Annotated in this window: 21 protein-coding genes; 3 read left to right on the forward strand and 18 right to left on the reverse strand. The window is 54.9% G+C overall.

What is annotated here, in order from left to right:
* The first annotated feature begins 252 nt into the window (after positions 1-252).
* Complete coding sequence (hflX, locus tag D3P07_RS23550) at positions 253-1,539, forward strand: GTPase HflX (protein WP_119802905.1); 1,287 nt, start codon at positions 253-255, stop codon at positions 1,537-1,539.
* Positions 1,540-1,982: 443 nt separating this feature from the next.
* Here the strand turns inward: hflX and D3P07_RS27215 are convergent, their stop codons facing one another.
* The 7 genes from D3P07_RS27215 to D3P07_RS23585 form a co-directional block, all read right to left on the reverse strand.
* Entirely contained in the window at positions 1,983-2,156 is a 174-nt protein-coding gene (locus D3P07_RS27215) for a hypothetical protein (RefSeq protein ID WP_182914482.1), read from the reverse strand.
* A gap of 205 nt (positions 2,157-2,361) precedes the next feature.
* Positions 2,362-3,354 carry an ABC transporter permease gene (locus tag D3P07_RS23560; protein ID WP_119802909.1) on the reverse strand — a complete coding sequence of 331 codons (993 nt, stop codon included), beginning with the start codon at positions 3,352-3,354 and terminating at the stop codon, positions 2,362-2,364.
* Positions 3,341-4,843: a sugar ABC transporter ATP-binding protein gene (locus tag D3P07_RS23565; RefSeq protein ID WP_119803023.1), complete on the reverse strand. Its 1,503-nt coding sequence runs from the start codon at positions 4,841-4,843 to the stop codon at positions 3,341-3,343. Before D3P07_RS23565 ends, D3P07_RS23560 begins: the two co-directional genes overlap by 14 nt.
* Positions 4,844-4,964: 121 nt before the next feature.
* The gene (locus tag D3P07_RS23570) at positions 4,965-6,074 is read right to left on the reverse strand and encodes a sugar ABC transporter substrate-binding protein (RefSeq protein ID WP_119802911.1); all 1,110 of its coding nucleotides are present in this window, start codon (positions 6,072-6,074) and stop codon (positions 4,965-4,967) included.
* 159 nt (positions 6,075-6,233) lie between these two features.
* Positions 6,234-7,505 carry an ATP-binding protein gene (locus D3P07_RS23575; protein WP_119802913.1) on the reverse strand — a complete coding sequence of 424 codons (1,272 nt, stop codon included), beginning with the start codon at positions 7,503-7,505 and terminating at the stop codon, positions 6,234-6,236.
* 140 nt (positions 7,506-7,645) lie between these two features.
* Positions 7,646-9,280, reverse strand: a complete 1,635-nt coding sequence (locus D3P07_RS23580) for a diguanylate cyclase domain-containing protein (protein WP_259391666.1) — start codon at positions 9,278-9,280, stop codon at positions 7,646-7,648.
* 161 nt (positions 9,281-9,441) lie between these two features.
* A complete protein-coding gene (locus tag D3P07_RS23585) occupies positions 9,442-10,365 on the reverse strand; it encodes an aldo/keto reductase (RefSeq protein WP_119802915.1) in 924 nt (307 codons plus the stop codon).
* Positions 10,366-10,559: 194 nt separating this feature from the next.
* Here D3P07_RS23585 and D3P07_RS23590 point away from each other — a divergent pair, with 194 nt between their 5' ends.
* Positions 10,560-11,030 carry a CHRD domain-containing protein gene (locus tag D3P07_RS23590; RefSeq protein WP_119802917.1) on the forward strand — a complete coding sequence of 157 codons (471 nt, stop codon included), beginning with the start codon at positions 10,560-10,562 and terminating at the stop codon, positions 11,028-11,030.
* 129 nt (positions 11,031-11,159) lie between these two features.
* Here the strand turns inward: D3P07_RS23590 and D3P07_RS23595 are convergent, their stop codons facing one another.
* Positions 11,160-12,044: a helix-turn-helix transcriptional regulator gene (locus tag D3P07_RS23595; RefSeq protein WP_119802919.1), complete on the reverse strand. Its 885-nt coding sequence runs from the start codon at positions 12,042-12,044 to the stop codon at positions 11,160-11,162.
* Between the two features lie 124 nt (positions 12,045-12,168).
* On the opposite strand from D3P07_RS23595, the gene fabF reads away from it, so the two are divergent.
* Complete coding sequence (gene fabF, locus D3P07_RS23600; protein ID WP_119802921.1) at positions 12,169-13,407, forward strand: beta-ketoacyl-ACP synthase II; 1,239 nt, start codon at positions 12,169-12,171, stop codon at positions 13,405-13,407.
* Positions 13,408-13,623: 216 nt separating this feature from the next.
* Here fabF and mglC read toward each other — a convergent pair whose 3' ends face one another.
* The 10 genes from mglC to glpK form a co-directional block, all read right to left on the reverse strand.
* Positions 13,624-14,643, reverse strand: a complete 1,020-nt coding sequence (mglC, locus tag D3P07_RS23605) for a galactose/methyl galactoside ABC transporter permease MglC (RefSeq protein ID WP_119802923.1) — start codon at positions 14,641-14,643, stop codon at positions 13,624-13,626.
* On the reverse strand, positions 14,621-16,183 hold the full coding sequence (locus tag D3P07_RS23610; protein WP_119802925.1) for a sugar ABC transporter ATP-binding protein: 1,563 nt from the start codon (positions 16,181-16,183) through the stop codon (positions 14,621-14,623). The genes mglC and D3P07_RS23610 overlap by 23 nt, the downstream gene beginning before the upstream one ends.
* 94 nt (positions 16,184-16,277) lie before the next feature.
* Entirely contained in the window at positions 16,278-17,300 is a 1,023-nt protein-coding gene (locus D3P07_RS23615; protein ID WP_119802927.1) for a galactose ABC transporter substrate-binding protein, read from the reverse strand.
* 246 nt (positions 17,301-17,546) lie between these two features.
* On the reverse strand, positions 17,547-18,557 hold the full coding sequence (locus D3P07_RS23620) for a sugar ABC transporter substrate-binding protein (protein WP_119802929.1): 1,011 nt from the start codon (positions 18,555-18,557) through the stop codon (positions 17,547-17,549).
* Complete coding sequence (locus D3P07_RS23625) at positions 18,547-20,355, reverse strand: sensor histidine kinase (protein ID WP_259391672.1); 1,809 nt, start codon at positions 20,353-20,355, stop codon at positions 18,547-18,549. The genes D3P07_RS23620 and D3P07_RS23625 overlap by 11 nt, the downstream gene beginning before the upstream one ends.
* A gap of 20 nt (positions 20,356-20,375) precedes the next feature.
* Positions 20,376-22,031 carry a response regulator gene (locus D3P07_RS23630; protein ID WP_119802933.1) on the reverse strand — a complete coding sequence of 552 codons (1,656 nt, stop codon included), beginning with the start codon at positions 22,029-22,031 and terminating at the stop codon, positions 20,376-20,378.
* Positions 22,032-22,167: 136 nt separating this feature from the next.
* The gene (locus D3P07_RS23635; RefSeq protein ID WP_119802935.1) at positions 22,168-22,857 is read right to left on the reverse strand and encodes an AIM24 family protein; all 690 of its coding nucleotides are present in this window, start codon (positions 22,855-22,857) and stop codon (positions 22,168-22,170) included.
* Positions 22,854-23,372 (reverse strand): hypothetical protein, encoded by a 519-nt coding sequence (locus tag D3P07_RS23640; RefSeq protein WP_119802937.1) that lies wholly within the window; start codon positions 23,370-23,372, stop codon positions 22,854-22,856. The genes D3P07_RS23635 and D3P07_RS23640 overlap by 4 nt, the downstream gene beginning before the upstream one ends.
* Before the next feature lie 122 nt (positions 23,373-23,494).
* Complete coding sequence (locus D3P07_RS23645; RefSeq protein WP_397334619.1) at positions 23,495-25,186, reverse strand: glycerol-3-phosphate dehydrogenase/oxidase; 1,692 nt, start codon at positions 25,184-25,186, stop codon at positions 23,495-23,497.
* A 149-nt stretch (positions 25,187-25,335) separates the two neighbouring features.
* Entirely contained in the window at positions 25,336-26,829 is a 1,494-nt protein-coding gene (gene glpK / locus D3P07_RS23650; RefSeq protein ID WP_119802939.1) for a glycerol kinase GlpK, read from the reverse strand.
* Positions 26,830-26,881 lie beyond the last annotated feature (52 nt).

Consider the following 26,881-nt stretch of genomic DNA (forward strand, 5'->3'; position numbering starts at 1 on the left):
GTAACCATCTATAGCAAGACATATGGAGCAACACTTCCCTTACATTTGGTATGCTGTGATTATCTTAATCAAGCCATGCCGTCGTATGGTCGTACGTTGCATATATGCCGGGCTATAGAAGACCATTCATTTATCCGCAATGGGGTTTTTAACTTTGTTGCCGGGTGCTGATCTCCTCTTGCGATAATGTGAACACAGGCTGCCTGCCTGTGTTTTTTTGATACTCTGTACAATCAATAGGAGGTTGAATATATGCAAGAATTAACAGAACAAGGGGTTCAAAAAGCTGTCGTCGTCGGCGTCCAGCTTCAGAAGGATTCGGACTTTGAATATTCCATGCTGGAGCTGCGCAATCTTGCCGCCGCTCGTTATATTGACGTCGTGGATGAATTAAATCAGAAAGCGGAGCGGGTCAATCCGTCCCACTATATCGGAACTGGCAAGATTCAAGAGCTGAAGGCGCTGCTAGCGGGACATGAGACAGAGATGGCCATATTCAATGATGAGCTCTCCCCTTCTCAGATCCGCAATCTGGAAGCCGAGCTGGAGTGCGTAGTAATGGACCGCACGATGCTCATTCTAGACATCTTTGCAGAACGTGCCAAGACACGCGAGGCCCAGCTGCAGGTAGAAGTAGCCCGGCTGCAATATTCCTTGCCGCGACTAATCGGTCTTAGAGCCTCACTGGGCAGACAGGGCGGCGGCGGCGGTGCCGGCTTAAGAAACAGAGGCGCCGGCGAGACCAAGCTGGAGCTTGACCGTCGTCGGATTGAGGAGCGGATTACCGTTTTGCAGGCTGAGCTGGAGAAGCTCGTCGCTACGCGGCAGCAGCAGCGGAAGCAGCGGAAGAAAAACGATGTGCCGGTCGTCTGTCTTGTCGGCTATACGAATACGGGCAAATCCAGCTTAATGAACGCGTTGCTGGAGACGTTTGATCCCGAGACAACGAAGCAGGTTTTTGCCAAGGATATGCTGTTTGCTACACTTGAGACTTCAGTCAGAAGCATCGATCTGCCAGACAATAAGTCATTCCTGCTGACCGATACAGTCGGTTTCGTGAGCCAGCTCCCCCATCACTTGATCAAAGCTTTCCGCTCCACGCTTGAGGAAGTGACCGAGGCGGACTTACTCGTCCATGTGGTCGATTACGCTCATGAGGACTATGAGCAGCTCGTCAGCGTGACGAACGAGACGCTTGATGCGTTGGGAGCGGGAGACATCCCTACTGTCTACGCTTATAACAAGTGCGACCTGACCGACCATGCTTATCCGCTGGCGAATGAACGCAGCGTATACATGTCGGTGAAGGAGCGCGCAGGGGTTGCCGAGCTCGTAGAAGTTGTAAAAAACCACATCTTCAACGACTACGTTGTGAAGGAAGTTTTGATCCCGTACGATCAGGGGCGTCTTGTTGCGTACTTTAACGAACGCGCCAATGTCCTGGAAACCAGCTACGAAGAAGGCGGCACTCGCATGAAGCTCGAATGCAGCCTGGCCGATTATGAGCGCCACCGGGAAGACTTCACCGAGCTGGAATAGTGAAAAGGAGCGCTCTGCAAGCCGAGTTTTTCGGCTTGCAGAGCCTCGCGGCACGCGGACGCACGCTCTAAGCCGAGATTCTCGGCTTAAACAGACTCGCGGCGCGCGGACACACGCTCTAAGCCGAGTTTTTCGGCTTACAGAGCCTCGCGACGCGCGGACGCACGCTCTAAGCCGAGTTTTTCGGCTTACAGAGCCTCGCGACGCGCGGACGCACGCTCTAAGCCGAGTTTTTCGGCTTGCAGCACTTCGCGGCGCACGGACGCACGCTCTAAGCCGAGTTTTTCGGCTTGCAGAGCCTTGAGGTGCACGGACGCACGCTCTAAGCCGAGTTTTTCGGCTTACAGAGCCTCGCGGCGCACGGACGCACGCTCTAAGCCGAGTTTTTCGGCTTACAGAGCCTCGCGGCGCGCGGACGCATGCTCTAAGCCGAGTTTTTCGGCTTACAGAGCCTCGCGATGCGCAGACGGGCGCTCTAAGCCGAGTTTTTCGGCTTGCAGCACTTCGCGATGCGCAGACGGGCGCTCTAAGCCGAGTTTTTCGGCTTGCAGCACTTCGCGATGCGCGGACGCACGCTCTAAGCCGAGTTTTTCGGCTTGCAGCACTTCGCGACGCACGGACGGGCGCTCTAAGCCGAGTTTTTCGGCTTGCAGCACTTCGCGACGCGCGGACGCACTCTCTAAGCCGATTTTCTCGGCTTACAGAGCCTCGCGGCACGCGGACGCACGCTCTAAGCCGAGATTCTCGGCTTGCACAAGAAATGCCCCTCCTTGCTTCTTTGCATGGAGGGGCATTTCTATTTACAGTGAGGACCAAGCGCAGCTAATGCTTGCGTTTATAGTAAGTAATCGCCAGCGCGAGTGCGAGGACGGAGCCTTTCACGATATCCATCGCGTAATATGGCACCGACATCATGATGAGTCCGTTGGACAAGATGCCGATCAGGACAGCGCCGACAAACGTGCCGAATGCATTCGGCTTGCCTGCACCCAGCACAGAGTAACCAATAAAGGCCGCCGCTACCGCATCCATTAAATACGAGCCTCCGGCATTCACCTCGGCCGTCATCACACGCGCTGCCAGGATCGTACCGCCGATGCCTGCGAACAATGCGGATATCAGGTAGGCCAGCAACCGATACTTGCTCACCGCAATGCCAGACAGCTTGGCCGCCTCTGCGTTGCCGCCAATCATATACATATACCGGCCGTGCTTCGTATAGGTCAAGAAGATATGCACCAGCAGCACGACAACGATCATAATGATAATAATCCACGGCACTTTGCCAAGCTCCCCGAACGCCTTCGGAATGACACCTGTTGCAAAATCGCCATTGGGCATAATCATATTTTGCGAGATGGTCGCGCCTCTGGTATACGTTAGCGCCACACCCTGGAAAATAAACATCGTAGCAAGCGTCATCAGCATATCCTGAATCTTGAAATTAATGACTAGGAAGGCATTCACCAAGCCAACGACCAGACAGAAAAAGATCGTAATCGCCAGGCTTACGCCTACGCTTTGCCCATGCCAGACAAACAGAGAAATCACTAGCGCATTCGCAACAGAGGCGGTGGAGCCAACCGACAAGTCAAAACCTCCGACTGCAAGCGATACCGTCAAGCCGATCGCAATAATCGTTACAATCGAGATAGAGCGCAGGATGTTGATAATATTGGCGGAGTTCAGAAAGTTGTCCGTCATCGCGCCAAAAAAGACAATCAGCAGCAATATCGTAATCAGCGTCCCGTATTTGTAGAGAAACTGGAATGCCCCGCCGCCACGGCCGGACCGGATTGCATTAGCCTTGTTCATGTGTGATTAAGCCCCCCGTGCTGTACAGCATAATTTCTTCTTCGTTGGTGCGAGCCGTATCCAGCTCCTTCAAGATCGCTCCGTCATACATGACATACATGCGGTCCGTGATGCCCATAATTTCCGCAATTTCGCTGGACGCGTACAACACGCTTTTGCCTCTGCTTGCAAGCTCCGCAATGAGATTGTAGATATCCCGCTTTGCTCCGACATCAACGCCTTTCGTAGGCTCGTCGAAGATATAGACATCCGCGTCTGTCAGCAGCCACTTGCCAATCGCAATCTTCTGCTGGTTGCCGCCGGACAAGTTGCGAACCTTGGCCTGCTGGCTCGGAGTCTTCACGCCAAGACTCTGAATAACCTCCTGTGCTGCAACCCGTTCCTTCCTTCTGCTCACCCATGACGCGCCGCTCGTATACTTGGATAGACTGGCAGCCGTCACATTCACAACGACCGATTCCTCGACAAAGATCCCCTCGCGACGGCGCTCCTCCGGCACCAACGCCAGACCGCTGCGGACTGCCTGATGCGGACTGCGCACCTTCAGCTTGGTTCCATTCAGGAACAGAGCGCCCTTAACAGTCTCCGATGCGCCGAACAGCGCCCGGCACAGCTCCGTCTTGCCGGCTCCTACCAAACCCGCCAGACCGACGATCTCGCCCTTCCTCACGGACAAAGAAACCCCGTTCACCTTGCCGCTGTCATAGATATCCTTCGCTTCAAACGCAACTCCGCCAATACGGCTTTCCCTCTCCGGGAATTGGCCGTCGAGCTTGGCGCCCAGCATATGCTCCACAATCTCCTGCTGCTCCAGCTTCGCAATCTCGTCTCGCGTCACCAGCCGGCCGTCCCGCATAATCGTGATGTCATCGCAAATCTCGTACAATTCCGGCAGCCGGTGCGAGATAAAGATAATGCCTACGCCCTCCGACTTCAGCAATCTGACGAGCGAGAAGAGCGCTTCCGTCTCGCTGATGCTTAGCGGCGCGGTAGGCTCGTCCAGCACAAGGAATCGGCATTCCATGGAGACGGATCGTGCAATGAGCACCATCTGTTTCTCTGCCAGCGTCAGCTCCTGCACCAGCTTCCGAGTCGGCACCTTCACCTTCAGCCGGTCCAATACCGCCTGTGCCGACCGGTGCAGTTGCCTCCAGTTAACCATATGCTTGCCGTGCATACCGTGCACGGTGTGCTCCATCATAATATTTTCGCCGACAGACAGATTCGGAATAAGCGCTGTATCCACTTCCTGATAGACGACCTGAATGCCGTAGCCCTTCGCATCCTTCGGGCTTCGGATATTCGCAAGCTGACCGTTCAGCAGAATCTCGCCTGTATAATGGCTGTAAGCGCCGGACAGCACCTTCATCAGCGTAGACTTGCCCGCTCCGTTCGCCCCGATCAGCGCATGTGATCTTCCGCTCTCCGTATGGAAATCCACTTCGGTCAGTGCCTGTACTCCGGGGAAGGCAATTGAGATGCCTTTCATCTCCAGACTCGTCCTATTGTGATCCGCCAAGAGGCGCACCTCCCTCTCCAAACAGGATTGAGCGCCCCCATCCATCGGATAAGGGCGCCTGTATGTGATCCTATTATAGCATCCAACCAGCTTACTTGGCGTTAGCTTCCTTGAGTGCCTTCATCCAGTCTTCTTCAAATGCATCTGTCGTGCCCCAGCCCGGAATAAGATCCGCAAGTGTCGCTACATTAACCGCTTCGCTCGACTTCTTCAGATTCTCTTGCGTGATGAGAGCCGCATCCAGATCGAAGGTCGCAGGCGTCTCTTCGTCAGCCAGCTTCTTCGCTGCGATGCGAACATTAACCGCGCCGATCATCTTCGCGTCTACAGCAGCCGTAGCTACCCATGGGCTGTTCTCTTCTTGCATCGCTTGCAGGTCGGCATTGGAGACGTCGATGCCGTAAATCTTGATCTCTGTACGTCCCGCTTCTACAAGAGCGCGTGTAGCGCCGATCGCGAATGCATCCCAAGTTGCGAAGATCGCATCGATTTCGCCTTTCGGATATTGGGTCAGCATAGCAGCAACCGCATTTTGCGTATCAACCGATGTGTTGTCGGAAGCAACGCCGAAGCGGCCTACTTCTTTAATGTCAGGATATTTCGCCAATACGTCTTGGTAGACATGGTTACGGCGAACCATTGGCGGGAAGCCGTCTACCCACAGGTATACGATCTTCGCTTCTTCGCCGTGCTGCTTCACCAGTTCGTCCAGCGCATATTGCGCCAGCGCCTCGTCCTTCTGGGAAGTCAGCGTCACACCTTCTACCGTGCTCAGATCGCCGATGGAATCGAAGGCGACCACTTCAATTCCTTTCTCTCTTAGCTTCTGAACCAATTCAACTACCGCAGCATCCTCCGCATGGGACAACACTACCGCATCTACATCGCTGTTAGCCGCTTGCTCGATTGCATCCAGATACTTCGCCGTATCGCCATTCGCGGAGAACGTGTCGACCTTGAAGCCAAGCGCCTCGCCCTCTTGCTTCGCACCTGCCAAAAATTGTGCCGTATGATCGTCGCCGCCGATTTTACGGATAACTTTAATGTTAATGTCGCCCTTCTCCTTCAATGCCGCAGGAAGGTTCTCTACCTCCTTCACGGAACCGCCGGACTTGCCGGTGTCCGCTCCACAGCCCGTTGCCGCGATTACAATCGCCAGCATCAGCAGCAAGACGACGCTTAATTTATTTTTCTTAAACATTCTGAACTCTCCCCTTCTGACTGATTCATTCACCGCTTTAATACAAGTAATCCTATCGGATATACCTAGGATCGTCAATAGGTTGTCCCTATTTTTTTCAAAAAAAATTTCATAGATTATTCCGTTTTCAATAGAGGTGCCTGATTCATCTTCCTTCTATCACATAGTTTCAGTCTTATGCTGGGGAAAATGAAGAGTAAATCGGGTTCCTTTGCCAGCCTCGCTCCTGACATCGATCTTGCCGTGCATCTTTTTGATAATGCTGAAGGAGATCATCGTACCGAGACCCGTTCCCTTCTCCTTGGTCGAATAATAAGGCGTTCCAAGACGCTTCAACTGATCGCCCGTCATGCCGCTTCCCGTATCGCGGATCGTTACCTTAACCGTGTCATTGCGGCATTCTGTCGCAAGCTCCAGCGTTCCGCCGTTCGGCATCGCCTCAATCGCATTTTTCCCAATATTAATTAACGCTTGGCGGAACTTATATCGGTCTCCCATCGTCATCGGCACATCCCCCTTCGCCAGTTGAACCGACAGATGGACATTATTGAAATTCGCGTAGGTAAGCAATATGTTCGACAAGTATTCGACCTCGACATTCACATTGATCGCTTCCATCAGTTCAGGATCGGTTCTGGCCAGCGACAAATAATCCGCAATAATATGCTCCGCCCGATCCAGCTCGGAGAAACAAATCGTTTTGTAGAATTCCTTTTTTTCCGGCTGAATGCCAGGAGAGCCGAGCAAATGGATAAAACCACGGACAGCTGTGAGCGGATTGCGAATCTCATGGGCTACCGATGCCGCCATGTCGCTGACAAGCCGCATTTTCTCGCTTTTCACGACCTCTTCTTGCATATGGTAATGCCTGTTCAGAAATTCAATAGCATAGACCGTAATCCCGACGATAAAAGCTTGCATGGCATATGTAGTCAGCATATGAAGCGGCTGATGCAGAAAAAACTGCGGTTGGTTCGTAATGGTGAGAAAGAGAATGAGCGTAATCAATTTAATGAGGATGCTGAGGATGACGGCCCAGGCGATCTTCCAGGCTAGGGATGCATGCTGAAATCTTCGAATGGCAATGTAGACGATAAGATAGGTGGGCAATATCGAAATAGCATAGATCAAATTATCGGGGCTGCCTAGCAAATAACGGGTAGCAATCAACGTGCCATAAAGCAGCAGAGCAATGACGCCGCCTCCATACAAGGAGCCGATCGTCAGCGGTATGGACCGGAAATCATAGTTGAACCCGCTAATTTTTACAGGGAAGCACATTGTAACAATCAGAGCCAGCGCAAAAATGAAAAACATCAGAAAGCGATAATACAGCAGACGGTTTTTCAATCTGTACAGATAGGGGTACAGCACGAACGGGGATGAGATAATAAGCACATTCAATAGAAAATCTTTGAGAAAGTGTTCCATATAAGCCCCCTTGACCACCTATTGATCCTCTATGCAGCGGCATATCAACCCAAATATAGCATAAAGACGAAATTCCTACCGTAAAAATCGATCCGCAACACGTATAACCAAAGAAGACACCTATTACTAGGCGCCTTCCATCAAGAAGCGTGTTCAGATATGGCAAAAGTCAGCTTGTTTTTCCCTTTGCTCTTGGAGGCGTACAGCGCCTGGTCAGCCAGCTTCAGCAGCAGCAACGGATCCGTTCCGTTATGCGGCCACATGGCGCCGCCGATGCTGCAGCTTACCTTCGCAATACCGGCTTCCAATTCGAACGGCTCGCGAAGGATCTCCAATATGCGATTGGCCGCATCGTTTGCCTCCAGCAACGCCCCCTGCAGCGGGACTGACAAGACGACAACAAATTCGTCTCCTCCCATGCGGAATGCATAATCCTGTGTATTCATGCAGTCCCTTATGCGCGTCGCGGCCTGGCGAAGAAGCTCATCCCCTGCTCCATGGCCAAGCGAGTCGTTGACCCCCTTGAACCCGTCGAGATCCATGTATAGGAAAGCGACTGCGCCTGCCCTCTCCTCAGCATGCCTGATCGCACTTGCAACACTCGCTTCCAGCGAAGAGCGGTTCAGCAGTCCGGTCAGCTTATCCCGATGAGCCTGGTCCTCCATCTTGACCAACTCGGATTCCGTAGCCGTCAGCTCTGCAATTAGTTCGCGAAGCGAGCCGGACAGCACTTCAATATCCTTAATCCCGCGCGTTTGCGGAATCTCCGTTTTCTCTCCCCACCGCAGGCGATCCGCCGCCTCGGCGATTCGGGATAGCGGCTTGGAAATTTTTCCGGCGAATACCCATGCCAGTATGGCGAAGAGCAACATAAGCACGATGCCTAGCAGCACGATGTCCTTTATAAGGGAATGAATCGGGGCAAAAGCAACCTCGGCAGGCTGACGAACGATAATCTTCCATCCCAGTCCGGGATAATTATTGTAGCCGGCGCCCTGCGCGAACCCCGTCAAATACGAGCGGCCGTCCGGCCATTGCTGGACCGTCCATTCATTGGCCCTGCTGTATGGCCCGGCTCCTTCAAGCATCAGCTTTTTGCCGGCCCAGGAGTCCGGACCAAGCAGCACGGTATCATCACTCGCACTTAAGATGAATACTTCTATCGCGTTTTTGCTGTCGCCCTGCAGCGATTTAAGGACAGAGAACTTAATTTCCTTGGTCCATTCCCAGCTGAGATGAGCGGCCAATACGCCCGTTAGATTCCCGTTGTCATCAAACAAAGGCGTGCTGATATCAACAAACTTAAGCGGCTCTCCCGTAGGATTCGGCAGCAGCTCCGATAAGAGCACCGCGTCGTGCACGTCACCAATGAACGGTTTCTCCAGCGCTTCTTCATACACCGGACGGCCGGCAATGCTGTTGCCTACAAGAACGCCCCCTGTTGAAGCAAGAATGTCACCATTAGGATCAGACAGCCCTACCCAAGAAAATGAAGGAATATTTTTATTCAGCTCATGCAGCAGCCCGCTTACTTCTTCCAGATCAGAAGGAATGCGTAGCGCTTTCAAATGACTTAATAATAAAATCTCGTTATAGCGCGACCACATATAGTAATCCAGCTTATCAGACATTTGATAGGCAAGCGCGGCCAGTGAGCCGCCTATCTCCTCTCTGACCTCATGGCTGGTTCTCTGGCTAATCACTACACTCATGGAGACGATTACAACGATAATTAGAAAAGCAAACGATAACGAGAAGTACGTTCTCAGCTTCAACGTTGCGCCCCCTCCCGCGGTCTATGTCGATACGTGTCGGATGCAGCCGGATTCAGCAGTATTATAGTCTATTTATGGGATTTAAGGAAGGTATAAAAAAGACGCCCCCATCTCCACTTGACTTGTGGGTTTGGAGGCGTCTGTGTTTATTAGCTCTCTTCTTACTTCCCGGCTACATCCTGTCGATGAGGCTCCGTCAGCAGCTCCGCCGCACGCGCATTGGATTCCACCTGAGCCGGATCCTTGCAGCCCGGTATAACCGTTGTTACCGCCGGGTGCTTCAAGCACCATGCGAGCGCCCAGCTTGCCATATCCACACTGGCTGGCACTTCCTCGCGCGCGATGCGCTCCACTTCCTCCAGCTTCTGCCGCGTAGCTTCAGCATCATGGCGATGGCGCACATCATTGTTCGCGAATACCGCTCCAGGCTTATATTTGCCGCTCAGATAGCCGCTCGCCAGCGGAACGCGGGCAAGCACTCCGAGATCCTGGCGCTCGCAGGACGGGAATACCTGCTCCTCCGGCTTGCGGTCCAGCCGGTTGTATACGACCTGGATCGTGCGGGAATTGACGCTTGTCGACGCATCGGTCTGATGCAAGTTGTCATTTTTACCGATCGATGTGCCGAGGAACCGGATCTTGCCGGCTTGAATCTGCTTGTCCAGCGTCGTCCACAGCTCATCGTTATCGAACGCGGCATCCGGTCCGGAATGGAATTGATACAGATCGATATAATCCAGCTTCAGCGCCTTCAGCGAAGCGTCGAGCTGAGCCGTCACGCCGGCCGCATCGTACACGTCCGTACGCGTAAACAAGTTATGGAAGTGATGGCCGAATTTCGTCGCGACGATCCAATCCTCGCGATTTCTCCGGCTCAAATAATCGCCAATGAGACTTTCCGACAGATGGTCGCCGTAGCATTCTGCCGTGTCGATCAGATTAATGCCGAGCTCATGCCCTTTATCCAGAATCGCATCCGCTTCCGCTTGCGTATATTCGCGGCCCCACTCTCCGCCGAACTGCCAGGTCCCAATGCCGATCACCGACACATGCAGGTCTGTACTGCCCAAACGCCTATACTTCATAACGACTCTCCTCTCAGCTATACGTTTTCTACACCATTATACCTTTTGGAACGCGTGAATAAAAACAAAGACATGTTCTTATTTCAAAAGATTACAGTCTATGAAATTCCATGCAAGCCCCGGGTACAGGAAAACAGGATGCTCCATCCTGCGGTGAATACGCTACTGTATGAACCGCAAAGGAGGAATGTCCTATCGCAACCTTCAGAGCGTTCCTTAGGGGACGGAATGAAGTGCCGCCTGTTCGTACGAATGCTTCCGGCAATGTGATTATTCGTGAAATTGACCGCCGCAACGGCAACGGCCGCAGTGGGGATGAAAACAATGGTGGAGACCGCAATAACGGGAACAGACGCAGACGCAATCGCCGCCTCAGATTCCGGTTATCGCTTCGCAATATTAGACGCGTAACCGCGGCTCACATTCATCTTGGCCGCCCAGGCGAGAACGGTCCTGTTGTTGCTTTCCTGTTCGGCCCGAACAATCAAGGCGTATCGTTCAGACGAGGCGTCATTACCGGCACATTACGAGACAGCGACCTTGTCGGACCTTTGGCCGGCTCTTCCATTCGCCGCCTGATCCGAGAGATAGAACGCGGCAATGCTTATGTGAACGTGCACACTCGCCAGAACCCGGATGGAGAGATTCGCGGCCAACTTCGTTAAGACGTACAGCCGTGCCTTTTACAACCGCTATTGAAAGAAATAGCGGGATCTGTTGGCGTGTGCCTATCCGCATTTCAGCAAAAAAAAATGACGTGCCGACTGACTTCAGTCTGGCGCGTCATTTTTCTATCAATCTCCTGGCAGGGAAAACGTTTGATCGTGACGATCAAGGTTTTCTTTGCGAGCGAGCAGTTGCCTTAGCTTGGACTCCGTTGGAGACCCCGGTGCCGGTGTATAGATACTGCAACGCAGCTCCGAGCTTCCCTGTGTCTGCATCGAGGTCAGATGAAACAGCATCTTGCCTGCCTGGGCATGGCGGAACTCAAGGGACACCTCAGGCGCGTAGCTGACCCCGCTTTGCTCCCATAATCTTGTGAAATCCGGGTAGTTTTCTTTCATCTCGCTTATGAATTGTTCATACCACTCATCCTTAACGTATTGACCATAATAAGACCGGAACATAGCAAGGAAGCCGCCCGCAAAATGCTCCCAATTAGCGGCAAGCCTGCGAAGCTCTTTCCTGGAAAAAAGCAGCTCCACCATGTTGCGTTCGGCTACCGGAACCTCGGCAAAATCAAGAAAGACATATGCGGCAGCCTCATTCCACCCTACAATAACGCAGCGGCGATCCGATATGATAACCGGGCAATGCCTAAGCTCATCAATGATATACCTCAGAGACGGCGGGACGGCCGGCGAGACATGGTCCGGCTCCGGCTGCTCGGTGTCCGGCTCCAGCGCCAGCGTCAGCATATATCTCCGCTCGTCCTCATTAAGCTGCAGCGCCTTGGCTACACTGTTCAAGACGGAGGGAGATACCCGGATATCCCTTCCCTGCTCCAGCCACGTATACCAAGTCAGGCTGACATCCGCAAGCTGAGCGACCTCCTCCCTCCTAAGTCCCGGAGTTCTTCTGCGGGAGCCAGATATCATGCCGAACGACTCTGGCCGGAGCATGGCTCGCTTGGTTTTCAAAAACTCGGACAAGGCATGGAGCCTCGCTTCAGAATTCATATGTGCTTCCTCCAAGCTATTATCATAGTGCTCTTCATACTAGTATAAACGAAAACTGGTAATAGGATAACTTCTATGACAAACTAGGTTCAATTCAGATAATAAGCTAAGGAGGATCAGATAAATGGAGAGAGTCGTCATAACAGGGATGGGCGTGCTGTCGCCGCTTGGCAATGATACAGCGACATTTTGGCAACGATTGATTCGGGGTGAGTCGGGCATTGGCATCATTGATGCCTTCGATACCTCCAGGCATAAAACCAAAATTGCCGGACTTGTAAAAGGCTTCGATGCCGAGGAACGTTTTGGCCGAAAAGAAGCGCGGCGGATGGACCGATTCACGCAATTCGCTCTCGCAGCTGCGGAGGAAGCACTAGTGGATTCAGGACTTGATCTTAATGCGGCGGACAAGGAACGGATCGGCGTATACGTCGGCTCGGGCATCGGCGGCATCGGCACGCTGCTCGATCAAGCCAAAGTGCTGGCAGAGAGAGGGCCCGAACGCGTCAGCCCGACGCTTGTGCCGATGCTGATCTCCAATATGGCGGCTGCAACAATCAGTATCCGGTACGGCTTTACCGGACCGACTCTATCACCTGTTACAGCTTGCTCGATCGGCAATACGGCAATCGGCGAGGCTTGGCGCTTGATTCGCTCCGGAGAAGCCGATGCGGTAGTCGCAGGCGGCGCAGAAGCCGCTATTGCGGATATTTCCCTCGCGAGCTTCGGCAATGCAACGTCGCTGTCTACGCGCAATGATGACCCGACACGGGCGAGCAGACCGTTCGACGCCGGACGGGATGGCTTCGTGATGGGCGAAGGCGCAGGAATCGTCGTGCTGGAGTCGCTCTCTCACGCGCTCCGAAGAGGGGCGCGCATTCATGCCGAGGTGATCGGATACGGAGCCAGCTCCGACGCGTACCACATGGTCGCCACCCATCCCGAAGGAAGCGGGGCCTACCTTGCGATGAAGCAAGCGCTCCGCAGCGCGGGATTGCAGCCAAAGGACATCGATGTCATCAGCGCCCATGCTACCAGCACCGAGCTTGGCGATCGCTCCGAGACTGCCGCCATTAAGCGGCTGTTCGGCGAGCAGGCGCGCCACATCCCCGTGACGGCCAACAAGTCCATGATTGGTCACATGTTCGGCGCAGCAGGAGGGGCGGAAGCGATCGCGCTTGTGAAAAGCTTGCAGGAAGGCCTCATTCCGCCGACAATCAATCAGGAGTCTCCAGACCCGGATTGTGATCTGGACTACGTGCCGAACGCAGCGCGGCAAGCTCATCTTACAATCGGCTTGTCCAATTCCTTCGGCTTCGGCGGTCATAACGCAGTCATCGCGCTTCGCCGCTATGACGAATAAAGCCAAGTTGCTGTTTCGTATAAGGTTCATCTTGCTAATGGTGATTCGTAACTAATAAAAAGTGGCGGCACTGTCCCCCCTAAACTTAATGAAATAAAAAAATGACGGTGCCGCACATCTGCTATTAGTGTTTCCTCACAACGCTAAGCACCCCATCCGCGCATCAAAAAAGGCGTCCCTCCGTCGATCGATAGAGGGATGCCTTTGCTTAACCGTTTATTTCTTCGCCATATATTTGCGAATGTCGAAGGCGACGGCCGATACGATGATGAGGCCTTTAATAATAAGCTGCCAATACGGGCTGACGCCGATGAACGTCAAGCCGTAGTTGATGACACCGAAAATAAGCACCCCTGCCATGACGCCCGGCACCGTGCCGATGCCACCTGCCGTGGAGACACCCCCGACGACACAGGCCGCGATCGCGTCCAGCTCGTACATATTGCCGTAGTTGTTCGTCGCGCCGCCTGTGCGGGCAGCTTCGAGCACCCCTGCCAAGCCGTACAGAGCTCCGGAGATGGCGTAAATCATGATCAGGTTGCGCGCCACGTTAATGCCGGAGACATGTGCAGCCTGCACATTGCCGCCGATGGCATACATGTTTTTGCCGAGACGGGTTTTGTTGAAGATCACCCAGCAGATCAGAGCAACCGCGATCGCAATCAGCACGATGTATGGAATGGAATAACCGCCGCCAAGATCGATATAGCCTGAGCCGAACTGCGTAAAGTCTTTGCGCAGGCCGCCGATTGGCTGAGACTGGTTCGGCTCCATATCGAAGTAGATCGAGTTGACGCCGTAGATGCCAACCATCGTTCCTAGCGTCGCGATGAACGGCGGCACATGCAGCTTGGCGATAATAATGCCGTTAATGAACCCCACCAGAAGTCCCGCCACAATTCCAATCACAATCGGAATGCCGACCCATAGCTGCGGCAGGTCCGGGAAGAAGCGATTCGCATACGTATCAATCTGCAGCATCGAAGCCGAGATGACCGCAGTCAGTCCCACAACGCGTCCCGCTGATAAGTCAACGCCGCCTGTAATGAGAATGAAAGCCGCGCCTAGCGCAATAATTAGCCGCGTTGAAGATTGCTGTAAAATATCCCGGAGCGTCGAGAATGCCAGAAAGTTGGGATCCGCGATCGCAATGCCGACGACGAGCGCAATCAGCACAATGAAAATAGCGCGCTGCGCCATATATTCCTTCACTCTAAAATTGGATTGTAAGTTCATGGCTATTCCCCTTTGCTTCCGTCCTGCGCTGCTGCGCGGCTAACCGCATAATCTCCGCCTCCGTAGCTTCCCTGCCTTCGACGATGCCGGTAACCCGCCCTTCGCTCATGACCATGATCCGATCGGACATGCCCAGCAGCTCCGGCATCTCGGACGAGATCATGATGATGCTTTTCCCTTCCTTCGCCAGTCCCGCAATAATTGTATAAATCTCGAACTTGGCCCCTACGTCGATGCCTCTTGTCGGTTCGTCCAGCAGCAGAATATCCGGCTCCGTCAGCAGCCATCTCGCCAGCAGCACCTTCTGCTGGTTGCCGCCGGACAGATTGCGAATAAGCGTGTTCACGGAAGGCGTCTTCGTCCGCAGCAGCTCAACATTGCGCTCCGCCTCTTCCCTGCCCTTTCGCTCGTCCAGCAACCCGAAGCGGTTCCGGTAGCGGCCCAGATTGGCGATAATCGTATTCTCGTAGACCGACAGCACCGGGAAGATGCCTGTCACGCGCCGCTCCTCGGTCAGCAGAGCAATGTTATGCCGCTTCGCATCGGACGGGGATTTGATCCGTATCGGCTTGCCGTCCATGATCAGCTTGCCGGAGGATACGCCCCTCAGTCCGAACAGCGCTTCAATCAGCTCCGTCCGCTGCGCGCCCACCAGCCCGCCCAGACCTAATATTTCGCCGCGGCGCAGCTCGAAGGATACATCCTGGAACGACTTCGGATTCACGGAAGTCAGGCCCTCTACCTTTAACAACGGCGCGCCTGGAATATGCGTTCGCTGCGGGAACCGCTCCTTCAAGTCCCGGCCTACCATACGGGTAATGATCAGGTCGGTCGTCAGCTCTGCCGAAGGCCAAGTGCCGATGAGGCAGCCATCCCGCATAATCGTCACCTCATCGGCAATACGCAGAATCTCCTCCATCTTGTGCGAGATATAGATGATTGAGACGCCGCGCATCCGCAGGCGGTTAATAATCGTGAAGAGCTGCTCCACCTCATTGCCGGTCAGGGAGGAGGTGGGTTCATCCATGACGATCACCTTCGAATTGAACGACACCGCCTTGGCAATTTCCAGCGACTGAATCTTGGATACGGACAGTGAGCCCGTCCTGGCCTTGGGGTCGATATCCAGATCCAGATCACGGAACAAGTCCAGCGTATCCTGGTACATCCGCTTTTCGTTCACCAGCCGGAACAGCCCCGCCCAGAACATCGGGAACCGTCCAAGCCATATATTCTCCATCACGCTGCGATGCTGCACGGGATGCAGCTCCTGATGAATCATGGAGATGCCGTGCGCGATCGCATCCCTGGAATTGCTGATCGCCGCCCTCTGGCCATCGAGTACAATCTCTCCTTCGTCCGGCTTGTAGATGCCAAACAGGCATTTCATCAAAGTCGACTTCCCGGCTCCGTTCTCACCCATCAGCGCATGAACGGTGCCCGGCCTTACCTTCAGCGTCACGCCGCTCAGCGCCTGTACACCGGGAAAGGCTTTGGATATTCTGCGCATCTCCAGTACATAAGGATCTGTCACTGTCATTGCATTCCCTCCACGTCAGTTGTTCTTATGCCATCTCCTGTGATGCGAAAGGGGCAACGCCATGGAATGCCGTCGCCCCCTCCTCAACTGCCGTTTATTTTGCGTCGGCTACATTGTCCTTCGTAATTTTCTTGTAAGCGATCCAGACATATTTGCCGTCAGTAATGTCGAAGCCTGTGTTATCTTTGGTCGGCGTCTCGCCTTTCGCAAGCACATCCGCCAGCGCAACCGATGCCGCGCCTTGGTTCTTCGCGTCGTTCAGCACCGTGCCGAGCAGCGTGCCGTCCTCCAGCGCTTGAATGGCCGGAGCGGTAGCATCCACGCCGATTACCGGCATATACTTGTCGCCGCTGAAATAGCCCGCCGCCTTGAGTGCTTCGATCGCGCCAAGCGCCATGTCATCGTTATTGGCGATAACCGCTTCGATCTTGTCACCATGAGAAGCCAGGAATGCTTGCATCTTCTCTTGGCCCTTCACACGGTCCCACATCGCTGTGTCTTCCGCGAGCGCCTCCACTTCAATGCCCGCATCCTGAATGGCCTGCACGGAGAACTTCGTCCGCAGTTCCGCGTCCTGATGACCCGGCTCGCCTTGCAGCATGACATATTGCAGCTTGCCGTCTCCATTCTTGTCTGCCGCCGGATTCGCGTTCCAGTAATCGACCAGCAGCTGACCGGAGATCGTGCCCGATTCCTCTGCTTTTGCTCCGACATAATACACTTTATCCCACTTGTTCATATCTTCGGCAATCGGCTCGCGGTTCAGGAACACCACCGGAATGTCCGCGCCTTTTGCTTTGTCGATAATAACGCCTGCCGCCGTACGGTCGACCGGATTGATGATCATGGCTTTATATTTTTTGGAGATAAACAGGTCAACCTTCTCATTCTGCGTTGGCTGCGCGTTCTGGCTGTCGACAATGTCCAGCGATACCTTGCCCTCCGCTGCCGCTGACATCGCATTCCGTACGCCCGTCATGAACGTATCGTCAAACTTGTAGATCGCGACCCCCATTTTCGCCCCGCCGCCGGAGGATTCTTTGCCGCCTCCGCTGCTGCAGGCCGTCATGGCCAGCATCGTTGCCATCGCCAGCATCGCCCATCCTGTTCTCTTCATCCAATAGCCCCCATTCCATTTCATTCTGCGGAGCCGCCGGGGCTTCATCGCCCTTACTTCCGCCCGCTATGGTCATTATGCCTGATCCCCCCGTGTAAGCGAATTCAATATTCTCATGACTTCTAGCAAAATTCTCATCACTTTACGCAGCCCGTCCTGTTAGCCGGCAATTCTTGCCGATCCGGTCCTCCGCGTCTGCGCTGCCGCGACGCTGCTATTCGTCCAAGCACCGCCAATTGCGCCCTGTCACTGTACGAACGGGAAAAGCAGCTTCTGATTATTCATCCAAAACATATTGTCCGCATTAACGACCCGCGTCTCCAGCATCGTCGGATGGCCCGTTGTCTCTTTGCCCGAAAGCAGCGCAACTGCCTGCTCCATGCCAATATAGCCGAAGCTGAAGTCGTTCTGCACGACAAGCTGATGGATCACTCCATCCTGCAGCAAGGACAGCTGCTCAACCTGGCTGCCGAACGCCACAATTTTCAGGCTGCCTGCTTCGCCCCGCCGCTTTGCCTCATCCGCTAGTCCAAGCGACGCACCGGATTCAAGCGCAATAGCCCCGTCTATATGCGATGCGTCAAGCATGCCTTTCGCAGCGTTCCAGCAAGCGTCTCGCAGGTTCCCGCAGCTGGCGCTCTCTACAATCCGGATGGATGGATGCTGGGCTAGCGACGCCCGAATCCCAGCTTCCCGAAGCTCCAAATCCGGGTCCTTGCGATCGGATCGCATGATAGCAACCGAACCCGTGTCGCCGATCAGCTTCGCCAGCGCCTCTCCGGCTTGCCGCCCCGCCTCAACCTGGTCAACCGTAATCGCGCTTAACACGCCTTTGATCAGGCGCTCGTCATTAAGCGCCACGACCGGAATGCTTCTTGCCGATGCTGCTGCCGCCAGCTCCTCCAGTACATGCTCGTTCGCCGGATCGATCAGAATGGCGGAGACGCCTCCTTCTACCATGCGCAGCGCAGCAGCCAGCTGCTCGCTTGCATCCTCATCCGGCTTGAAGGAGGCATATTGCAACTGATAGCCGAATGCCTTCGCCGCCGCTTCCGCACCCAGCCGCATCGCATCGCCCTGCTCCCCCGCATGAATGGGAGCAATAAGCGAGATTGTGCGCGGCTCCGCCCTGCCCGAATCGATATCGGATGACGAGCAGCCCGCCATTCCCATGATCCATACCGCAGAAGCAAACCATACAACCAAGCGATACCACGGGTTGCATCGATCATCCTTTGCATGCTTGTTATTCCTCATGGCCAGCCTCTCCTTCCGCCTTGCGCACGGCAGGCATTCGTATCTGAGCGATCGTGCCCTCCTCGCGTTCGCTTGTATAGGACAATCCGTACCGCACGCCATAATAGAGCCTGATGCGATCATGCACATTACGCACCGCAACGCCGGAGCCCCCGCCAGCAGAAGGGCGCGCCGTCCCCTCTTGTTGAGTCGACTCTGGCTCCAGCAAGCCGGCAGCCTGCTCCTGCGACATGCCGACGCCGTTGTCGGCCACCTCCAGCACAAGCGTCTCTCCTTCCAGCCTGGCCCGAAGCCGAATCGATCCTTCATCTACCAAATATTCAATGCCGTGAACAATCGCATTTTCGATCAGCGGCTGCAGGACCAGCTTCAGCGTATAGCAATCCAGTGCCGCATCCTCCGCTTCGATCTCGAACTTGAACTTTTGCTTGAATCTCATCTGCTGGATTGTGAGGTAATGCCTCGCATGCTCCAGCTCCTCACTTACTTTGATGACCGTCCGCCCTTTGCTTAGGCTAATGCGGAACAGCTTGGACAATGACGTAATCATCGTAATGATGTCCTCATTTTTGCTCATGCCAACCATTCGCACGACCGAATTAAGCGTGTTGTACAAAAAGTGCGGATTGATCTGCGCTTGCAGAGCCTCTAGCTCGTACTTCCGCTTCGATTCCTGCTCGACGATAATTTGCCGCATCAGCCCCCGGATCTTATCCAGCATCAGGTTGAAGCGGCTGGACAGCTGCACGACCTCCAGCGGTCCGCGCAGCGGAAGCTCGACTTCAAAATCTCCCCGCTCCACTGCCTTCATTGTCGCGCCCATTCGTCTGATCGGACGGGCGAGCATAGAAGCAAGCAGCATAGAGATCAAAATAGACAATACGAGAACGATCGCCGCCACCTGAATGAGATACCGATTCATCTCTTCCCTCGTCGTCATCATTTCGTCCAGGTAAGCCACACCGACGACCTTCCAGCCTATGTTATAGACTGACCTGACGGTGTTAAGCCGCTTGATGCCATCCGCCTTATCGATATAGCTGCCGCTTGACGTGAGCGCCTTCTCTACGCTTTCGTTGCGCAGCCCCATATAGATCAGCTGCTGCTGCGGATGATAGACGATATTGCCCGCGCCCTCGTCGATAATGTAGACGTATCCCCGCTTGCCCAGACTGATCCGGCTGCTCAGCTCGTCGATCTTTTTGAAATTGATATCGACGAGCAGCACGACATTCATGGGCTTGCCGTCTTTCTCGATCGTTAGTCCCTTGCTCATTGAGACGACCCACTTGTAGGTGCCGTCATACAAATTCTGAACATGGGGCAGCGAAAAGCTGAGATGGTTTGATACCCGCATGGCGGAATGAAACCAGCTCTGCGCCGATACACGAGCACTGGGGCGGACAGGCTCCGCAGGGTGGTTGCGAAGCAGCTCGCCCTGATCGCCGAACAACGCGATCGACACAATGTCGTCCCGGCTGCTCATCAGAATATCCAGCTGCTGGGCCACCTGCTTGTCATCCCAGGCTGCATCGACCAGCATATACTGCTCGATTGTCCGATACAGCTGTGCCATCCCGTCCACATAATCCTCCAGATTATAGCCGACTTGATCCACGATCTGGCTCGTTCCAAGCAGCACATTCTCTTCCGCCGTGCGCGAAAACTTGTTATAAAGCAAGAAAGCGGCCAGCATGACGATAAGCAATAGGCATAGCGAAAACGACCACATAATGATCGACTGGATGCTGCTGGTCCGAAAGCGGTCCCGCCAATGCTGCAGCCTGAGGCCGCGCATGACCCGCAATAATCCGCCTTTCATGACGGAAGCTCTCCACTGCCCGCTTCCAGCCGTCCGCGGTATTCCTTCGGCGATATGCCGAGCCGCTTCTTGAAGCAGAAGCTGAAGTAATTGGGATCGGCGAATCCGATCCTCTCCGCGATTTCGAACGCCTTCAGCTCCGTCTCTCTTAGCAGCGCCATTGCGGCTTCCATTCGGATATGCATCACATATTGCACGAACGTCATGCGCGTCTCCTTCTTGAACACCCCGCTGAAGTAGCCCGTGCTAATATGCAGCATGGCGCATACCTGCTGAATCGACAGATCGGGATCGCCGTAGTTTTCCTTCGTATAGCGAATGGCCTTCTCCACCATATCCTTATACGTATATTGCCGCTTGCTGGCAATCGCCTGCATGATGCGAAGGCACACGTCTTGAAGCCATAGCTCCATCTCCTGTATCCCCGCAAGCCGAAACAGCTCCATATGAAGCTGAAAGCCCTGTCCGAACAATTCGTCCATCGAAATTCCGGCGTCCTGAGCCGTGCGCCATACAGCCGTGCATACCTCCAGCAAATAAACCTGAATATCGCTATAGGCATACCCGTGCCGGGCAGGCTCTGCGAAGAGAGCCGAGACAGCTTCCCGCAGTTCCTCCTGCGTGCCGACCTTCAGGCTTCGAACGAGTGCGCCTGTCTTCAACTCGTCAAGCCGCAGCTTCTCGGCAGCGCGATGCTCCATATCCCCAATGTAGATCACTTTGCCGGTGCCAACCACGAGCCGGTAATCAAGCGCAAGCAAAGCATCCGAATACGAATCCTTCAAATGGGACAAATCCCCCGCAACGGAACCGACGCCAATCGTTGTCGACAGCTTCAAATAGTGGCGAATGCTGCGCACAATATTGTCCAGCGTCTCGCCCATCCGCCTTGTCCATCCTTCTCCATCTCCCTCGCTGTCGATACCGATAAGCGCCACGCTCTCCTGATGAATGAATGCTCCGCCGAGCTGGGCAGCGCTCCACCATTCTCTGGCGATATTCAGCATCGCTTGCAGCATCAGCTCGATGTCGCCGGAGCCTCGCAATGAATCGGATTCAGCGACGCTATCACTATCCTCGCTCTGATGAAGCGCAAGCACCGCAGCCACGTATCCGGCTCCCTTCAGTCGCAAGCCATAGCTTTGCGCCTTTTCCTCAATGACGGATCTGGACAGCTTGCGTGTGAGCAAGGAGGCGAGGAATCCCTCGCCCAGCAGCGGCAGGCTGGTGCGGTAATGCTCCTTCAGCCGCTGCATATCCTCCCGCTCCGCTACCTCCGCCTCAATTCGGCTTCTGATCTTGTCCAGCAATTCCGCAAACGTGTCCGAAGAGAACGGCTTGAGCAAATATTCATCCACACTTAATCTGACTGCCTGCCTTGCATAATCGAATTCATCGTATCCGGTAAGAATAACGATCTTCGCCAGCGGCTGGTGCTGGCGCAGCCAATGGGACAGCTCCAGACCGTTCATGAAAGGCATGCTAATATCGGTAATCACAACGTCCGGGGACAGTCTCTCGCATAGCTCCAACGCTTCCTGGCCATTCTCGGCCGTACCGGCAATGACAAAGCCATGCTTCTGCCAATCGATCTCGCCCAGCAGCCCTTCCCTGACATCCGCTTCATCATCGACGAGCAGAACCTTGTACATCTTCGTTTCCCCTTTCCGTCTCTTTGCATAACCACTTTGAATTGGAATCGCTTACATATGGATGTAAAACATTATTATTCATTCCATGCAAAAAATCCACCACCTCTTTTCACGAGGTGATGGATCGGAACAAAATCTATTTGATATATACGCTGCCGAACGGGAGAACCTCCCGAAGCAGCCGCTTGAACCAGCCGTCGCCCGTAAGCTTGTCCTGCAGGCCGGTATCGCGTGAGCCGGTCTGAATCAGTACGGGGCCCTTCCCCCGCAGCTCCCACTGCACGTTCATATGCTGGCTCGCCAGTGAGTTGCCGTAGACGGACAGCTTGATCTCCGCATTCTCGGGGTACGCCACCAATGCGCTCTTGTCGACAAAGAGAGGACGCTCGGGATGGAGCTGGATCGCTGCCAGATCGCCTGCGGTCAGCACGCCAAGCGTACCCGGTCCGCTGAACTTGATCCGTATCAGCTCTCTTGTGATCCATGCAGTCTTCCACTTCAGAATTTTGCTCTTGAAGGTCATCCCGTCAGAGAACATGGCCACATGCCGGAAGTCGAACAGCAAGCTGCTGTCCGCCGGAATGTCGATTGTCTCCAGCGAGCAGCCGGGCGGAAGGCCTAGCAGAAATTCGCTGGTCCCCTGCAACCGGGAACGAACCCACTTCTTCTTCCGGTATGCGCCCCCGATATCCATAAATCGGTCCTCGCGGCTGCGCGGATCGCCTTGATACGCAACGATGGACTTGGGATGGAGCACATGCAGAGCATCCTGCTCGTCCAGCTGCACCCGCACATAGCCGGTCGGCGAAGGCGTGTCAATCTTCATGGCAGCATAGCCTCATGACCGTGGCCGCTGCGTCTCTGCTTGCGCCAGACGGCGAAGCGCCAAATTCTGACCGACAAGGCATAGGCTGCAAGGACCGCAATGAGCGAGACGGCAATGAATATAGCCTTGTTGTAGAGGGACTGCTTCTTCGCTTCGGCTGCCTCCATCTGGGCGATGAGCGTCTGATTCTCCGATTTCAGCGATTCGTTATACTTCATTAGCTCCTCCTGCTCGGCAAGCAAGCCCTCTTGCTGAGCGAGCAGCGCTTCTTGCTGGGCCAGCAGATCCGACGCTTGCTGGCGGGTAAGCTCAAGCTGCTCGCGCTGCGCCTCCAGCTGTCCTTCCAGCATCTGCTTGGTCGACTCGTATTGGCCTTTCAGCTCGGCCAGCTTGTCCGGCGCCTGGTATATGTCCTTTAGCCGATCGAACATGCCTGCATGCGCTTTGGCGGATGCAAGGGGAAACGTTATGATCAGTAGCAATAATACGATAATGATAGCTTTGGTCTGTCTCATGGGAATCACCTGCTTCTTGGACGAGATGGCACGAAGGATGTTCGCACAGTATATTCCCTTATTCTATCATATTTTTGTCGATTGCTGTCATTTGAAAGATTCCAATAATAGAGAAGTGTTGGTCATGAATCAGACGTTGGCACGGTCGCCGCTTCCAAAGCCTGATCCAGCTCTCTCTCATACGCCTCCTGTTCTGTGCTGCTCCAGTCAAGCTCGCTGGCCATAGCCTGCAGCACAGCCCGCTTCCATCTGCGGACTTCCTGGATACGGAAGAACAGCAGTCCGGTCCGGCGGATGAAGAAATCGACAGGCTTCGCCGCCATCTCCTCTCGAATAGCATAAAGCAGCCCAAGGGAAAGCTCAATCGGCAAGCCATGAGTCTCCGCCAGCATCAGCGCATCCGGGTACAAGCCGAACAATCTATCGGCATTCGAGCCGTAACGATGAGCCAATCGGGAAGCCGCCGCTTCCTCAAGCCCCAGCGCAATGCCCGCTGCCGTCCTCGCCGCCGCGTAAGCCGCGAAGCCATTCGAGCCGCCTGTCTCGCCTCCGGAGATCGGCATATCTCTAGTCAGGCTGGGGCCGAAGGACGCGGCGCCCGCTGCCTGCCCCAGCTGCTTCACCGCCCGGTCCACAACCGCCTCCGCCATCTTGCGGTAGCCGGTCAGCTTGCCTCCGGCAATGGATATAAGGCCCGATGGGGATACGAAGATCTCATCCCGACGCGAAATCTCTGACGGCGACTTCCCTTCCTGATGAACAAGCGGACGCAAGCCCGCCCAGTTGGATTCAACATCGGCCGGGGTCAGCTTCAGTGTCGGGAACATCGCATTCGCCGCTTTCAGCAGATAGGTGCGATCCTCCTGCGTCATGGCCGGATTCGCCGTATCTCCCGCATATTCCGTATCGGTCGTACCCAAGTAGGTCTTGCCATCTCGCGGTATCGCGAATACCATGCGGCCATCCGGCGTATCGAAGTAGAGAGCTTGCCGAAGCGGGAAACGCAAGCCGTCGAACACCAGATGCACTCCTTTTGTAAGATGAAGCGTCTTGCCCTGCCGGGAGCCGTCCGACTCCCGAATCTCATCGACCCACGGCCCGGTCGCGTTAATCACGATTCCCGCCTCCACGGGATACAGCCCGCCGATGATTCTATCTCGGACCATCGCCCCGGCAATTTTCCCGTCCGTACTGCGCCGCAATTCCTCCGCCTTCGCATAATTGACGGCCAACACGCCTAGCGATACAGCTTTCTTCATCACTTCAATCGTAAGTCTGGCATCATCCGTCCGGTACTCGACATAAAGTCCGCCGCCCTTCAGCCCGATTCGCCTCAGAAGCGGCTCCCGCTGCAGAGTCATGGAGCTGCTGAGCATTCTTCGCCGCTCTTCCTTCCTCACTCCCGCCAGGAAGTCGTAGAAGCGGAGCGCCAATGACGTAGTCAGCTTGCCGAAGCTCCCCCCTTGATACAGGGGCAGCAGCATCCGCTCCGGTGTCGTCACGTGCGGGCCGTTCTCATAGACAACCGCCCGCTCCTTGCCCACTTCGGCGACCACTCCGATCTCCAGCTGCTTCAAATAGCGAAGCCCGCCGTGGATCAGCTTGGTCGAACGGCTGGAGGTTCCCGCCGCAAAGTCCTGCATCTCCACGAGTCCGACTTTCAAGCCGCGGCTTGCCGCATCCAGCGCGATGCCCGCTCCGGTAATGCCTCCCCCGATAACGAGCACATCCAACTTGCCTTCCGCCATCCGCTCCAGCATCTGCAGACGGTTGCCCGAAGGAAATGCTGCCCCGCTCATCCTGTCTTCACGCATGATACTCCCTCCTGTCTCTCTCTTCATAACATATGGCTATTTCTTCTTCTTTGCCGCCATGGCGTATTCCCAAACATAAAAACCGCAAGTGTCCGACATGCCCTTCCTTCCGGGACGTCGGCCAGCCTACGGTTTCTTGTATCGGACTATTATTTATCAGAAAAGGCCATTGCTGCCCGAACGGCTCTCTTCCAGCCGCCATACAGCTCTTCCCTGCGCTCATTCGCCATATTCGGCTGGAACAGCCGATCCACTTGGCGCAAGGAGGCAATCTCTTCGCGGTCCTTCCAGAACCCGACCGCCAGTCCGGCAAGGAACGCTGCCCCGAGCGCAGTGGATTCTCCAATCACCGGCCGTTCGACCGGCACGCCGAGCAGATCGCTCTGGAATTGCATAAGCAGATCATTCGCGACCGCGCCGCCGTCTACAGCCAAGGAATGCAGCTTAAGTCCGGACTCTTCCGCCATAACCGACAGCACATCCTTCGTCTGGTAAGCGAGCGACTCCAGAACCGCTCTGACGAAGTGTGCCTTGCCCGTTCCGCGCGTAAGGCCAAAGACAGAGCCTCTTACGTCGCTATTCCAATACGGCGTACCCAGCCCGACAAAAGCAGGCACGACATAGACACCATCCGTCGACTCCACCTCGGCGGCAAGCGCCTCCGATTCAGCAGCCGATTCAATCAGCTCGAGACCGTCACGCAGCCACTGGATAGCCGCACCCGCGACAAAAACGCTGCCTTCCAGCGCGTACTCCAGCTTGCCGTCAAGCTCCCATGCGATGGTTGTCAGGAGCCCTTTTTGCGATAGGATCGCTTTCTCTCCGGTGTTCATCAGCATAAAGCAGCCCGTGCCGTACGTATTTTTGGTCGAGCCCCGCGAGAAGGCATTCTGCCCGAATAAAGCCGACTGCTGATCGCCCGCTGCTCCGGCTATCGGAATCTCCTTGCCGATCAGCGACATCTCCAGCTTGCCGTATATCTCCGAAGAGGATCTCACCTCCGGCAGCATGGCTGCCGGCACGCCAAGCATGGCAAGCAGCTTCTCATCCCATTTCCGCTCGTGAATATTGAACATCAACGTACGGGAGGCATTGGAGACGTCCGTCACATGCACCTTGCCCCCGGTCAGCTTCCAGATCAGCCAGGTCTCGATCGTGCCGAACAGCAGCTCCCCCCGCTCTGCCCGCTCCCGCGCTCCCTCCACCTGTTCCAGAAGCCAAGTGATCTTCGTCCCGGAGAAATACGGATCAATCAGCAATCCTGTCCGAGCGCGAATCTCATCCTCATAGCCGTCAGCACGAAGACGCTCGCATATGTCCGAGGACTGCCGGGATTGCCATACGATAGCCGGGTGAATCGGCTCGCCTGTCGCTTTATCCCATACGACCGCCGTCTCCCGCTGATTCGTTATCCCGATTGCCGCGATCTGATCCGCGCTTACGCCGTTCTTCTTCAATACATCCTCCAGCACTCGTTTCGTAGACTCCCATATGAAAGCGGCGTCCGCCTCCACAGCGCCGGGCACCGGGTAGCTCAAAGGCAATTCTTCTTGCGCGATAGACGACAGGCTTCCGTTCCGATCCACGAGCAGCGCCCGTGTGCTTGTCGTCCCCTGATCGATCGCCAGCATATATGGACCCATTCCGATCTCCCCCATCGATAAGAACGCTTACAATAATGTTATAAAAGGTATA

The sequence above is a fragment of the Paenibacillus sp. 1011MAR3C5 genome, assembly GCF_003591485.1.
Taxonomy (GTDB): domain Bacteria; phylum Bacillota; class Bacilli; order Paenibacillales; family Paenibacillaceae; genus Pristimantibacillus.

Bases quoted from the DNA above. Each gene is read 5' to 3' on its own strand.
- hflX (WP_119802905.1), top strand. From the start codon at position 253: ATGCAAGAATTAACAGAACAAGGGGTTCAAAAAGCTGTCGTCGTCGGC.
- D3P07_RS23560 (WP_119802909.1), bottom strand. From the start codon at position 3,354: ATGAACAAGGCTAATGCAATCCGGTCCGGCCGTGGCGGCGGGGCATTC.
- D3P07_RS23565 (WP_119803023.1), bottom strand. From the start codon at position 4,843: ATGAAAGGCATCTCAATTGCCTTCCCCGGAGTACAGGCACTGACCGAA.
- D3P07_RS23570 (WP_119802911.1), bottom strand. From the start codon at position 6,074: ATGTTTAAGAAAAATAAATTAAGCGTCGTCTTGCTGCTGATGCTGGCG.
- D3P07_RS23575 (WP_119802913.1), bottom strand. From the start codon at position 7,505: ATGGAACACTTTCTCAAAGATTTTCTATTGAATGTGCTTATTATCTCA.
- D3P07_RS23585 (WP_119802915.1), bottom strand. From the start codon at position 10,365: ATGAAGTATAGGCGTTTGGGCAGTACAGACCTGCATGTGTCGGTGATC.
- D3P07_RS23595 (WP_119802919.1), bottom strand. From the start codon at position 12,044: ATGAATTCTGAAGCGAGGCTCCATGCCTTGTCCGAGTTTTTGAAAACC.
- fabF (WP_119802921.1), top strand. From the start codon at position 12,169: ATGGAGAGAGTCGTCATAACAGGGATGGGCGTGCTGTCGCCGCTTGGC.
- mglC (WP_119802923.1), bottom strand. From the start codon at position 14,643: ATGAACTTACAATCCAATTTTAGAGTGAAGGAATATATGGCGCAGCGC.
- D3P07_RS23610 (WP_119802925.1), bottom strand. From the start codon at position 16,183: ATGACAGTGACAGATCCTTATGTACTGGAGATGCGCAGAATATCCAAA.
- D3P07_RS23615 (WP_119802927.1), bottom strand. From the start codon at position 17,300: ATGAAGAGAACAGGATGGGCGATGCTGGCGATGGCAACGATGCTGGCC.
- D3P07_RS23620 (WP_119802929.1), bottom strand. From the start codon at position 18,557: ATGAGGAATAACAAGCATGCAAAGGATGATCGATGCAACCCGTGGTAT.
- D3P07_RS23625 (WP_259391672.1), bottom strand. From the start codon at position 20,355: ATGCGCGGCCTCAGGCTGCAGCATTGGCGGGACCGCTTTCGGACCAGC.
- D3P07_RS23630 (WP_119802933.1), bottom strand. From the start codon at position 22,031: ATGTACAAGGTTCTGCTCGTCGATGATGAAGCGGATGTCAGGGAAGGG.
- D3P07_RS23635 (WP_119802935.1), bottom strand. From the start codon at position 22,857: ATGAAGATTGACACGCCTTCGCCGACCGGCTATGTGCGGGTGCAGCTG.
- D3P07_RS23640 (WP_119802937.1), bottom strand. From the start codon at position 23,372: ATGAGACAGACCAAAGCTATCATTATCGTATTATTGCTACTGATCATA.
- D3P07_RS23645 (WP_397334619.1), bottom strand. From the start codon at position 25,186: ATGCGTGAAGACAGGATGAGCGGGGCAGCATTTCCTTCGGGCAACCGT.
- glpK (WP_119802939.1), bottom strand. From the start codon at position 26,829: ATGGGTCCATATATGCTGGCGATCGATCAGGGGACGACAAGCACACGG.